This window comes from Levilactobacillus lanxiensis, from assembly GCF_016861655.1.
Taxonomy (GTDB): Bacteria; Bacillota; Bacilli; order Lactobacillales; family Lactobacillaceae; genus Levilactobacillus; species Levilactobacillus lanxiensis.
The window spans coordinates 97,514-110,105 of the sequence record NZ_BOLN01000009.1 but is presented as its reverse complement, the minus strand read 5'-3'; the positions used below and the strand labels follow the sequence as shown (position 1 = coordinate 110,105).

General features: G+C 49.4%; 12 protein-coding genes. 1 reads left to right on the top strand and 11 read right to left on the bottom strand.

Features of this window, described 5'->3' with window-relative positions; all coding sequences use genetic code 11:
* Positions 1-404 precede the first annotated feature (404 nt).
* The 5 genes from deoD to JUF22_RS11315 form a co-directional block, all read right to left on the bottom strand.
* Positions 405-1,112 carry a purine-nucleoside phosphorylase gene (gene deoD, locus JUF22_RS11335; protein ID WP_203637417.1) on the bottom strand — a complete coding sequence of 236 codons (708 nt, stop codon included), beginning with the start codon at positions 1,110-1,112 and terminating at the stop codon, positions 405-407.
* Between the two features lie 31 nt (positions 1,113-1,143).
* Positions 1,144-2,331 carry a phosphopentomutase gene (locus JUF22_RS11330; RefSeq protein WP_203646315.1) on the bottom strand — a complete coding sequence of 396 codons (1,188 nt, stop codon included), beginning with the start codon at positions 2,329-2,331 and terminating at the stop codon, positions 1,144-1,146.
* A 31-nt stretch (positions 2,332-2,362) separates the two neighbouring features.
* Positions 2,363-3,049 (bottom strand): deoxyribose-phosphate aldolase, encoded by a 687-nt coding sequence (gene deoC / locus JUF22_RS11325; protein WP_203646313.1) that lies wholly within the window; start codon positions 3,047-3,049, stop codon positions 2,363-2,365.
* A 357-nt stretch (positions 3,050-3,406) separates the two neighbouring features.
* Positions 3,407-4,243 (bottom strand): hypothetical protein, encoded by an 837-nt coding sequence (locus JUF22_RS11320; protein WP_203646311.1) that lies wholly within the window; start codon positions 4,241-4,243, stop codon positions 3,407-3,409.
* 470 nt (positions 4,244-4,713) lie between these two features.
* Complete coding sequence (locus tag JUF22_RS11315) at positions 4,714-4,959, bottom strand: helix-turn-helix transcriptional regulator (RefSeq protein WP_125765111.1); 246 nt, start codon at positions 4,957-4,959, stop codon at positions 4,714-4,716.
* 165 nt (positions 4,960-5,124) lie between these two features.
* Here JUF22_RS11315 and JUF22_RS11310 point away from each other — a divergent pair, with 165 nt between their 5' ends.
* Positions 5,125-5,487 carry a helix-turn-helix domain-containing protein gene (locus JUF22_RS11310; protein ID WP_203646309.1) on the top strand — a complete coding sequence of 121 codons (363 nt, stop codon included), beginning with the start codon at positions 5,125-5,127 and terminating at the stop codon, positions 5,485-5,487.
* 61 nt (positions 5,488-5,548) lie between these two features.
* Here JUF22_RS11310 and nudC read toward each other — a convergent pair whose 3' ends face one another.
* The 6 genes from nudC to gatC form a co-directional block, all read right to left on the bottom strand.
* Positions 5,549-6,400 (bottom strand): NAD(+) diphosphatase, encoded by an 852-nt coding sequence (gene nudC / locus JUF22_RS11305; RefSeq protein ID WP_203646307.1) that lies wholly within the window; start codon positions 6,398-6,400, stop codon positions 5,549-5,551.
* Positions 6,401-6,731: 331 nt separating this feature from the next.
* The gene (gene rlmD, locus JUF22_RS11300; RefSeq protein ID WP_203646305.1) at positions 6,732-8,099 is read right to left on the bottom strand and encodes a 23S rRNA (uracil(1939)-C(5))-methyltransferase RlmD; all 1,368 of its coding nucleotides are present in this window, start codon (positions 8,097-8,099) and stop codon (positions 6,732-6,734) included.
* Positions 8,100-8,173: 74 nt separating this feature from the next.
* On the bottom strand, positions 8,174-9,184 hold the full coding sequence (locus JUF22_RS11295) for a diacylglycerol kinase (protein ID WP_203646303.1): 1,011 nt from the start codon (positions 9,182-9,184) through the stop codon (positions 8,174-8,176).
* Positions 9,185-9,201: 17 nt separating this feature from the next.
* Entirely contained in the window at positions 9,202-10,623 is a 1,422-nt protein-coding gene (gene gatB, locus JUF22_RS11290; RefSeq protein ID WP_125765116.1) for an Asp-tRNA(Asn)/Glu-tRNA(Gln) amidotransferase subunit GatB, read from the bottom strand.
* Positions 10,623-12,092: an Asp-tRNA(Asn)/Glu-tRNA(Gln) amidotransferase subunit GatA gene (gatA, locus tag JUF22_RS11285; protein WP_203646301.1), complete on the bottom strand. Its 1,470-nt coding sequence runs from the start codon at positions 12,090-12,092 to the stop codon at positions 10,623-10,625. Before gatA ends, gatB begins: the two co-directional genes overlap by 1 nt.
* Positions 12,093-12,404 (bottom strand): Asp-tRNA(Asn)/Glu-tRNA(Gln) amidotransferase subunit GatC, encoded by a 312-nt coding sequence (gatC, locus tag JUF22_RS11280; RefSeq protein ID WP_125765118.1) that lies wholly within the window; start codon positions 12,402-12,404, stop codon positions 12,093-12,095.
* Between the last annotated feature and the right edge of the window lie 188 nt (positions 12,405-12,592).

The window sequence follows — 12,592 nt, the reverse complement described above, 5'->3', positions numbered from 1 at the left end:
GTTATTTATTTTCTTTGCCGCTACGCGTAGTGAAAATACGACAACTGGTTCGTTCCCGCCGGTGGGTTCAAGGTGCCCCACCTCTGGTCACTAACATCGACGTCACTATTTTCACTATCGTAGCCAAATACCTAACTAAGTCACCTGATTCACAGCCAGGTCATAAGTCATTAGCTGTCTGTGTACCAGGCACTCTGTTCCTATCAGCCGCCGGTTCCAAGTCCCACGGTCCCGGCGCTGATATTTGTTTCTAACTAGCCAGGTGATGTTTACTTCATAACTACCATAACTGTCCAAACTATCTTCACCAGGGTAGTCCTAACAGTCACTTAGCTATTCACCCGCTGATTTATTATCTGATAGAAAAGGCGGGTGCGTCTCTTTAGTCCGCACCCGCCACTTCATTACGCTTTAACGGCTGTGTCTAAAGCAACCTTGATCATATCGTTGAAGGACTTTTCCCGTTCTTCTGGCGTCGTTGATTCACCGGTAATCAAGTGGTTACTGATGGTCAAGACGGAGAGTGCGCGAACGTGGTACTTCGCAGCTAACAGGAAGAGCGCCGTTGATTCCATTTCAGTGGCAATCACACCGTAATCAATCAGCTTTTGCCGATCCATTTCGTCGTTGTAGAACCGATCTTCAGCTAAGATGTTCCCGACCCGAACCGGAATCTTCAAGTCTTGGGCCACGTGGTAAGCGGTGTCCAATAGACCGAAGTCACTGATTGGGGTGTAGTACATGCCTGGGCCAAAGGTGTTTTGGATAATGGAAGAATCCGTTGAAGCGGATTGGGCCAAGACCACGTCGCGGACGTGAACGTCTGGGCTCATCCCACCGGAAGTCCCTACCCGGAACAACGTCTTTACGCCGTATTCACTAATCAGTTCGTTGGCGTAAATGGAAATTGAAGGAATCCCCATCCCAGTGCCTTGCACGGAGATACGCTTGCCCTTGTAAGTCCCGGTGTAGCCGAAGCAATTCCGGACCTTATTGTAGCAAACTGGGTTTTCTAAGAAGGTTTCAGCAATATACTTTGCCCGTAATGGGTCACCGGGAAGTAAAACAGTGTCAGCAATGTCGCCCTTTTTAGCTTCAATATGGTTACTCATGATTAGTTCCTCCTAAAATGGTTGTGGTTACCTATTTCAAGTCTGCCAAGAAACTGTGGCCTTCACCGTTACCAGCCACGCCAAAGTTATCCAAGACCGTTGCCCCAAAGTCAGAGAACGGTGAACGAACACCTAAGCTCCCACCTTGCTTGATGCTTGGTGAGTAAACCAGCAATGGCACTTGTTCACGGGTATGATCGGAGCCCTTAAAGGTTGGGTCGTTCCCGTGGTCAGCGGTGATCATCAGCAGGTCATCGTCATGCATGTTGTCTAAGACAGTGCCGAGGCGCTTGTCAAAGTCCATCAGTGCTTGCCCATAACCTTCCGGGTTCCGCCGGTGGCCATACATGGCATCGAAATCAACTAAGTTAATGAAGCAGAAACCGGTAAAGTCTTCTGCCATGACGTGGTCGACGTGGTCCATCCCGTCCATGTTGCTTTCGTTATGGTAGCCTTCGTCGATTCCATGACCAGAGAAGATATCGTTGGTCTTCCCAACGGCAACGACGTGGACACCAGCCTTTTGTAAGCGATCCAGGTCAGTTTCGCCAGTTGGTTCCAACGTGAAGTCACGCCGGTTAGCGGTCCGGGTAAAGTGGTCCTTGTCAGGGCCAACGTATGGCCGCGCAATGATCCGGCCAACTAAGTATTCTGGGCCATTGACCAACGAACGCGCGTACTCACAGATCTTGTAAAGTTCCGCCAAAGGAATGACATCTTCATGCGCAGCAATTTGCAAAACGGAGTCGCCAGAGGTGTAGACAATCAAGTCGCCCTTGGCCATCTGTTGTTCCCCTAATTCAGCAATGATCTTGGTCCCAGATTCTGGCCGGTTACCAATGACTTTGCGACCAGAGAACGCTTCCAATTTGTCGATGATGTCGGCTGGGAAGCCGTTAGGGAACGTGCTCAGTGCTTGCCGAACTGGCAGGCCCATCATTTCCCAGTGGCCATCCATGGAATCCTTACCGGCCGAGATTTCACGCATCTTACCGTAGTAGGCCTTAGGGTTATCCGCAACGGGAACCCCTTCGATTGGGGTGTCACGTAAGTTAGATAAGCCAATCTTAGCCATGTTTGGTAAGGCTAATTTACCAGCGAAATGCTGGCCGATGTGGCCCAGCGTATCTGCGCCCTCATCGTCATATTTAGCGGCATCGGGAGCGGCCCCGGCACCAACTGAGTCAATTACTAAGCCAAAAATACGTTTGTACTTCATACCTTATTTACCCGCTTTCACAAATTAAATTCTAGTAACCGGACTTTTCGGCTGGTGCACCAGTCAGGATAGCAACCGTGGCACTGACACCTAAACGGCTAGCACCGGCATCGATCATTTCAACGGCTTCGTCCCAGCTGTGAACACCACCAGAAGCCTTAACGCCTAAGCGGTCGCCAACAGTTTCGCGCATCAATTTAACGTCTTCAACCTTGGCACCGGCAGTTGAGAAACCAGTTGAGGTCTTCACGAAGTCTGCGCCGGCCTTTTCGCTTAACTTGCAACCAAGAACGATTTCGTCTTTGGATAACAGGCAGGTTTCCAAGATAACTTTCAAGATCTTACCCTTGGCGTGAACAGCGTCAGCCAATGACTTGATGTCAGCTTCAACAACATCATTGTTACCAGACTTTAATTCACCAATATTGATGACCATGTCGATTTCTTCAGCACCGTCGTCGATAGCCTTTTGGGCTTCGAAGACTTCGCTATCAGTTGCCATGGCACCGAGTGGGAAGCCAACAACGGCGATTGGGTTAACGTCGCTGTCCTTCAATTGCTCAGCAACGAACGGAATCCAGTAAGAGTTTACGCAGACGGAAGCCGTGTCAAATTGCTTAGCTTCGTCACAAGTTTCTTTGATGCTGTCTTTAGTTGCATCTGCCTTTAAGTTAGTGTGGTCAATGTATTTTGCTAATTGTGCTTTCGTTAATGTCATTATATGAAACCCCTTTCATTTATCATCAACAGCATACCTAATTACTGCACATTTGTAAACCCCTGAATTGAACCGCTGTTCAAAAGCGCGCACCTTTGTGCATAATCAGGCAATAAAAGTTTCACTTTCCAGGTTTACCGTTTTACTTAATTGAAGCCCGTCCTGATAACGTTTTCATTTTTACTTGTGAAATTAATTAGTTCATGGGACGGACGTTAAAGCCCCTCATTTTGTTAGAAAAAATTTTTTCAAAAAAATCGGCCGGATTAAAAATCCAGTCGATTTCTGGTTAAATTTAGAAGTTGTTGCGGAAATTTCTTAACAGTTAGCCGTCTATTTCTCTCCGGGAACGTCTAACTAGTCTGGCATGTTGTCCCGAATCTTCTGACCAACCTCGGTGTTGGTGGGACAGAACAACGCATGCTTCTCACTAACATAGTAGGTATCCCACTTATCCGTAATGGCCTTGTAGGCCGCTGGTGTGAAGGAATTCTTCATAATGCGGACCTGCATGGGCACTGAGAACAGGCTCTGCGTGACGTAAGGGAAACCGTCTTCATCGTAAGGCACGTCATCGACGTAATAGAACGTTAAGCCGTTGACCTCGCCCTTTAGATCTGGCAGGCTCAGCCAATCTTGCCAGGACAGATGCTTGATGTCCTTGATGTAGAGTTTAGCGTTGGTGGTAGCAGTTGACGTCGTCTTACTCCCGGCGGTCGTGGTGGCCGTGGTTGATTTGGCTGATTTGGTCGTCGTTGATGGCATTGTCGTTGTGGTTGAAGACGTTGTTGGTGTCGTTACCTGACTGTTGATTTCGGAACCACTCTTCGTCCGTTTCTTCGTTCGAAATCCGGTTAAATATTTTTCACAGACCCAGACACCTTTGCCCTTATAGGTTACATAGTCGTATTCATACCGCAAGCCTCCTAATGAGATAGCTTTAACCTGATGAACTACCTTGTTCTTCATGGTTCCTAAACGATACGCCCGCTTCAAACGGTAACGGTTATGTTTAACTTTATGTAAGGTGTACGCGTAATGTTTGTACCCCGACTTGCGAAAATGAAATGAGCTAGCCGCTCGCGCATGCATCCACAGCATTGGATGACTCTTGGCGGCATATGCCGTCTGTGGCACCAAGCCACCCCCAATCAACCCACCGAAAACTAACAATCCCAAAAGACTCTTTCTCATCTGATCCATCCCCTACTGGCTATCCTGTAGCCAAATTGCGTGCACTTTCCACCACATTCTAAAAAGTGGACAGCGCCCCTAACTTCCTTAGTCTAGCGACGGTACCTTTGTTTGTCAATAATCATTGGGATAAATGGTTCATGGACGACCAGTTTACGGCACCTAGGCATTAAAGTAGCTTTCCCCGCATAAATCAGCTATTATCACTTCAACACCAAGTTAATCAGTCACTCATTTGTTCTAGCATTAAGTTGGTGATCACATTGTTCATCCCTGTCAGGCACATCATCTTCACCCATTGTGAAAGGAGGATAACCCTACGCAATAATATTTGGTCATCAATCATCAGCCACCAAAAAAGTTTACTACCGCAAAAAAATCGCCAGGGTTATCCCTCGCGATAATTAATTAAGCCTGTTTGATTGACCGGATCAGCCCGGTGACTCCCCCCTGAATAAATGACCCTTAACTTATCCTTTGGCCGCACGTTGTCGGATTGTTTGAATAAATTCAGCCTTCTTGCCAAAGAACAGATAGTTTTTTGGAATCTGGTAAAGTTGGGACAAACGTTCAATGGTTTTAATTCCCAAGTTTGAGCTATCTCGTTCCCAAGCAGCCAACGTTTGGTAATGGATACCTAGACAGGCCGCCGCCTCTTTTTGTGAATATCCCGCATTGTGGCGTGCAGCCTCTAGTGTAATTTGCAGCTTATCCATCACGGAATCCTCCTTACAATCACTTCCACATATTAAACGAGTTTATTCGTTTTGTCAATTATTGATTGATAGGAGTTTCTTGTTTGCTTGTCTAGTCACAATTCGTTATAATGACGATAATAAGTATATTTTTACCTCAGTATTAATTTCAAAGGAGTGAACGTAGTGCCCCGCCATGAATTATCTCCATTTGAACGCAATATTCGGCGGATTATTGCCCAAAACCTCAAAGCAGCTAGTCGGGACATGACCCAGGCCGAATTGGCAGAAAAAACGGACATTCCGACCTCGACGCTTTCGGGCTACTTTGCCCAACGTTCTACCCCCAGCCCTGGCAATGTGCAGCGACTGGCGGATGCATTAGGCGTACATAAATCCGCAATTGATCCCCGTTATGGTGATGACCTGTTAGAAAAAGATGTCTGTTTTGAAGCCATCTTCTCACAGTTGTCCCCCGAACGTCAAAAAGCCGTCTTAACTTTCGCCCAGCAACAATTAAGGGCCCAATTGGACAACTTATCTAAGTAACGGTTTCGTTAAAACAGCCCCGGCTTACTTGCCAGGGCTGTTTTTCGTCTGTATTAAATGATTACATGCGACCATCACGGAAGGCTTGGCGCATCTCCCAGGCCAAGATGAACTTGGCCCCATCCGTCGGCATCTCATCACGACGGAACCACTGGGCCCGGGCCAACTCATCGCGCTCCAGATCAATGGCCACATCTTCATCAAGTTCGGCAAAGAAGCCGACCAGTAGCGACTCGGAAAACGCCCACGGCTGACTGCCAAAGTAACGCAGATTGTGGACGTGCAATCCGACCTCTTCTTGAACCTCGCGGCGAACGGCATCCTCCAACGTCTCACCAATTTCAGCAAAACCGGAAATCAAGGTGTAGGGCTTATACCCAGCCACATACTTGGTCAGTAGAATCTGATCACCCTTGGTCACACCCACAACCACCACTGGCGAAATCCGCGGAAAAATCTGGTAGCCACAGTGCGAACAGGTCAGCGCCCGTTGATGCTCGTCTGGTTGCATGGCGTGTCCACAGCGCCCACAGAAGCGATTGGTTTCGTACCACCAAGCTAGATGCGCGGCCGTCGCACCAGCAAAGCCCAACCAGGCCGGTTCAAAATTTTGAAAACTAGCAACGGGCTGATACTGGTACGCGGCCGTCGTAACAACCCGCTGACTAACCAGGTAGAACCCTGTCTCATCGACGCTAAACAAATAGGTCATCTGCAATGGCGAAAGCTGCCATTGGCTGACGACCTCACGATAGTTTGGTAGCCGCTGCTCTTGAACGAGCACGACTTGCCGATTGTCATAAATCACAACGTAATCGCTATCCCGGGGCGCGCGCCGTTGCTCATAGTGATTGCCAAAAACCTTGGGACTAATATCTTGAAACATCTTTTCCCCCAACTTTCTCAATGCCATATACCTATCATGACGTGACTCAATCAGGATTCATTTTACGCGTCTGACTTATTTTTACAATAGTCAATTTCATATTATTACATTTGTTCATTTTGCCTAGTCTTCTTGACTTTTCCTTGCAAAAAATCGCCAAAATAGCGGTCATTTCCCTAACTGGTCTAAATACCCAGTCAAGCAAAAGACAGTCCCCAAAACGGTTAATAGCCGTCTTAAATGACCGCCTGGAGTCATGGGTGTCCCTAATTATTCACCAGGCAATCGGCTCTCCCTCAAATAGGTGGGTACAAAAAACATCCCCCAGCAATTAAGCTAGCGGATGTCAGTCAAAAACTTACTTCTTAACCAGCACGGTCACAGATTCAACGTGTGGGGTTTGTGGGAATTGGTCAACGGGTTGAATTGGCCCGTCAATTTCATAACCGAGTTCTTGGAACCGGGCCACGTCACGCACCAGCGTTGCTGGGTTACAGCTGACGTAAACGATCTTCTTAGGACCCATCTTGGCAGTGGAGGCAATCAAGGTTTCAGCCAGGCCCTTACGTGGGGGATCAACCACGACAACGTCAGGCTTGATGCCGGAAGCTTGCCATTGAATCATTTGGTCTTCAGCCTTATCCACGAAGAAGTCCACGTTGGTCAAATGGTTCTTTTGCGCGTTGACCTTAGCGTCTTCAATGGCTTCGGGCACAATGTCGACCCCGTAGACTTGCTTGGCGTGCTTAGCCAATGCCAGCGAAATCGTCCCGATACCACAGTAAGCATCGATGACGGTCTCGGTACCGGTCAAGCCAGCTTTATCGATGGCCATTTGGTACAGCTTTTCAGTCTGTTGTGGGTTCACTTGGTAGAACGACCGCGCAGAAATGGCGAAGGTTAAGCCCATCAAAGTGTCTTCGATGGTTGGCTTGCCGTACAACGTCCGGGTCACGTTCCCCATGATGACGTTGGTCTTCTTGGCGTTCACGTTCAAGACGATGCTGGTAACTTCAGGCAAGGCCTTGTGAATTTGGTCAACCAGTTGGTCCTGGCTAGGCAGCTTTTGTTGACGGCTGATCAGCACAATCATCATCTCATGGCTGTAGTAGCCGCGACGGACCATGATGTTCCGGATAACACCCTTGTCACTGATTTCGTTGTAAGCAGGAATTTCAAATTGACGCAGGAGGTCGCGAACCTTCACGATGGCGTCGTCGATGGCGGGGTCTTGAATGTAGAAGTCCGTCAACGGAATCAGCTCATGGCTGTGTTGGCGGTAGAAACCGGTTTCCAACTGGCCCTTGATCATGCGAACAGGGACTTGCGCCTTGTTCCGGTACTGGGTGGGGTTAGCCATGCCCAGTGTCTCAGCAACGTCAACGTCTTGGTGAGCCTTACTGAAGAGTTCTTTGATTTGGTGTTGCTTGAAGGTCAGTTGAGCTGGGTAAGCCAAGTGTTGTAATGGGGCGATACCGGTTTGCCGGTAGGTCTTGTCCACGTCCTTGACCCGGTCAGCGGATTCCGTTTGCCAAGAGATGGCCCGGGCAAAGCCGTAATGGCTCTGAACCTTGGTCACTTGGATGGTGATCTCTTCGCCAGGTAAGGCGTTTTCGATGAACAGTGGGAAGTCGTCGACCTTAGCCACGCCCATCCCCTGATAAGTCAGGTCGGCGATAGTCACGTCAAGTCGTTCGTTTTTACTTACTGGTGCTTTTGTTTTCATATTAACCTCAATTTCCTTAATGAGAAAGGGATTTTGCTGCTCATTCGTCGCGCAAAATCCCTCCCAGTTACTCTCTAGACATCAGTGTCTTGGTCTTCCGGCAAACTCTCGACCTGCTTGACGAAGTTTTGCTCCGCCTCTAGCAACTCGGGAGATTCACTAGTGACCGCCGAATCCGGAATATCATCCAGATTGGCATACATTTCAATGTGTTGCCGCAGGTTGCGGAACTTCATTGGTGCATCCCCACCATACTCACCGTCCAGGTTGATCATCATCCGGTCTTCAACGGGCCGGGCAATCACCTTACTGGTCTTCTCGTAAATGATGTGGGGATCGTTGATATGCTTACCCCCGTTTAAGACTAAGCCCATCAACCGCAAAATTTCCGGCATGCTGGCCGTCTTCACGATGATCATGGTAAATTTACCATCATCCAACGCCGCGTCGGGCACAATCTGCTCGAACCCGCCAATGGAGTTGGTCAGCGCGAGGAGAAACATGGATGCCTTCCCCCGGAAATGACCGCCATCATAGGTCAGATCCATCTCGATTGGCTTGATGCGGGGCAAAAGTTCTGCCCCCTTCATCAGGTAGGCCAGGTAACCGAAGATGGACTTCAGGTTAGATGGTACGTCGTAGGTCAGCTCGGTCAGGAGCCCCCCACCCGCAATATTAATGAAGTAGGTATCACTGGCCTGACCAATGTCCATCTTAATAGTTTGGTCCTTCAGCACGACCTTCGCCGCCGCCAACGGATCTTCCCGTGGGATGTGTAACGCCCGGGCATAATCATTCGTGGTACCGGCAGGAATAATGGCCATCTTCGGACGATGAGGTAAGCCAGCCAAACCGTTGACGACTTGGTTGATGGTCCCGTCGCCCCCGGCTGCCACGACGAGTTCGAACCCGGCTTTAGCTGCCCGGGTCGCCTCATCGCGTGCTGAATTTGGTGCGGGTGTCGTGGCGTAGGCACTGGTTTCATACCCTGCCTGCTCAAACACCGCTAAAATATCGATTAGGTCTTTCTTCAACGCCTCGCGTCCTGAAGTCGGATTATAAATGACCCGTGCCCGTTTACGCATGATGTGCCTCCAATGTTCTATTGCTGTAATGCCGTCATCAACAATTTGTTAACAACTTGTGGGTTGGCTTGACCATGAGTTTGTTTCATGATTTGACCGACTAAGAAACCAACGGCCCGTTTCTTCCCGTTGTTAAAGTCTTCGATGGATTGTGGATTAGCCGACAAAACATCGTCAATGATGGGTTGTAACTTCGCTGGATCTGACAGTTGAACCAGACCGTGAGCTTCCACGTAAGCCTTAGGTTCTTCACCATCCGTGATGGCCTTGAAGACCTTCTTGGCCATCTTGCTGGAAATGGTGCCGTCAGAAATCAAGTTGATCATACCGGCCAGGTTGGCTGGGGTCAGCTTAGTGGCTTGCAAATCGACTTGCTTCTCGTTCAGGTAGGCGTTAACGTCCCCTTGCAGGTAGTTAGCGGCCATCTTGGGGTCAGCCTTTAAGGCAACCGTGGCGTCAAAGAAGTCAGACATTTCCTTGGTCTGAGTGATAACCATGGCGTCGTAGTCCGTCAAACCTAACTCGTTGACGTAACGTTCACGCCGCTTCGTTGGCATTTCTGGCATGGCAGCGTCGAGTTCCTTGATCCAGTCATCACTGATGTTCAGGGCTGGTAAATCTGGTTCTGGGAAGTACCGGTAATCATCTGAGCCGGCCTTGACCCGCATCAGAATGGTTTCGCCAGTCTTTTCGTCGAACCGCCGCGTTTCTTGTTGCACAGCGCCGCCGGACATCAAGACTTGTTGTTGCCGCTTTTCTTCGTATTCCAACCCACGTTGCACGTAGTTGAACGAGTTCAAGTTCTTCAATTCCGTCTTGGTCCCGAACTTCTCCTGACCCACTGGCCGCACGGAGATGTTAACGTCGACCCGCATGGAACCTTCTTCCATCTTCACATCGGAAATCCCAGTGAATTGGATGCGTTGGCGCAAGGCTTCCAGGTAAGCGTAGGCTTCGGCTGGAGAAGCGATGTCTGGCTTCGACACGATTTCAATCAGCGGTGTCCCTTGCCGGTTTAAATCGACGTAGGAGTGGTCCCGTTCATGGGTGTTCTTCCCGGCATCTTCTTCAATATGCATTTCAGAGATTCCGATTTTCTTCTTCACACCATCAACGTCGACTTCCACCCAGCCATCATGGCCGATAGGCTTGTCGGATTGCGTGATTTGGTAAGCTTTCGGGTTATCAGGGTAGAAGTAGTTCTTCCGGTCAAAGTGGGTGTGTTGTTCCACCGTGGCGTGTAAGGCTAAGGCGGCAATGATACCGTCGGCAACGACGCCCTTGTTGGTGGTTGGCAGGACCCCTGGGTAACCCCAGTCGATGACGTTGGTGTTGGCGTTAGGGTCGGCCCCGTAGGCAACTGGTGACGGGCTAAAGATCTTTGAATGGGTCTTTAACTCAATGTGGACTTCCAGTCCAATCGTTGTTTCAAAGTTCATTAGTTTTGGCCTCCTAACGTGGGTACTTGTAAATGAAAGTCAGTGTTTTGTTCGAAGGCGTAACCCGCTTTGTAAAGCGTGCTTTCGTCAAATGGCCGACCGATGAGTTGCATTCCGACTGGCAAGTTGTTGCTGAAGCCAGCAGGCAAGGACAGTCCTGGGAGCCCGGCTAAGTTGACGGGAATCGTCAAGACATCGTTCATGTACATCGTGATTGGATCTTTGATTTCATCACCGATACCGAAGGCCGTGGTTGGTGCAACGGGACCCATGATAAAGTCGTGGTCTTTCAAGACCGCTTTAAAGTCATTGATAATGACCGTCCGGACCTTGGCCGCCTTGATAAAGTAGGCGTCGTAGAATCCAGCGGATAAGGAGAACGTCCCTAACATGATTCGACGCTTAACTTCTTCGCCAAATCCTTCGGAACGAGACTTCACGTAGACGTCTTCCAAGTTCTTCACGTCGTCAGCCCGGTAACCGTAACGAATCCCATCGAACCGTTGCAGGTTAGAAGAAGCTTCGGAGGAAGCGATGATGTAGTAAGCCGCTACCCCATATTTGTTATGTGGTAAGGAAACTTCATCGACCGTGGCACCTAACTTACGGTAGGTGTCAGCGGCAGCCAAGATGGCAGCCTTCACGTCTTCGTTGACCCCTTCGGCCAAGAATTCCTTTGGCAAACCAATCCGCATGCCCTTGACGCTCGTGGCGTCATTCAGGTCGGCAGCGAAGTTAGGCACCGCCTGCGTTGAGCTGGTTAAATCGTGGTCGTCATGACCCGCGATAGCACTCAAAACCGTGGCGTTATCCTTCACACCACGCGTCATTGGGCCAATTTGGTCTAAGCTAGACCCGAAGGCAATCAGGCCCCAACGAGAAACACGGCCGTACGTTGGCTTCATCCCTACAATCCCGTTGAAGGCAGCGGGTTGGCGAATAGAACCACCGGTATCTGAACCTAAGGTAACGGGCACTTGGCCTGAGGCAACAGCGGCCGCAGAACCACCTGAAGAACCACCGGGAACCTTGGTTTGGTCCCAAGCATTCTTGGTCGTCTTGAAGGCAGAGTTTTCGGTTGACCCACCCATGGCAAATTCATCCAGGTTGGTCTTCCCGACGTTGATCATCTGTGCGTCAGCCAGCTTTTCAGCGACTGTAGCGTCATAGACGGGTTTGAAGTTGGCCAAAATCTTGGATGCGGCCGTCGTGGTCAAGCCCTTGGTCACGATATTGTCCTTCAATCCCATGGGAATCCCGGCCAATGGTTGGTCGGCGTTGATTCCCTCAGCATCAATTTTCGCTGCTTGGTCTAAGGCAGCGTCTTCGTTTAAGTTTAAGAAAGCATCGATCTTTGGGTCGGTTGCCTTGATGTTGTCGAAGGTGGCTTGCGTTAATTCCTTAGCGCTAAGCTTCTTGGCAACCAGGTCGGCGTGTAGACTAGCGAGATCCTTGTCAAAATAATTCATTTACGCGTTATCCTCGCTTTCATCGATGATGGCAGGTACCTTGATGAAGCCACGAGCTGCGTCTGGTGCGTTGTGCAGCAGGTCTTCACTTTGTCCCCAGTTATCGGCGACGTCCTCACGCATAACGTTGATTTGGTCGGAAACGTTGCTGGTCACGTCAACACCATCGGTATCAACTTCGCTCAGCGTTTCAAACATACCGATAATGTCGTCTAGTTGGGGCGTAAACGCGTCCAACTCGGCATCCGTAAATTCAAGCTTTGCCAAGCCGGCAACGTGTTGAACTTGTTCTCGATTAATTCGATTAGCCATCAATTATCCCTCTTTCTGATTTATCCGCAATTCACCGTTTACCCCGGACTACTCCCAGGGTAAACATACATTAACATTCTACCATATATCCGTGGGACGCCAAAGATTATGACAAGAAAACTTCCATGGAAACGCCACCAGTTTCGCGTGACCGGTCGCAAACACGTTAAATTCACAAAAAAGGGCCG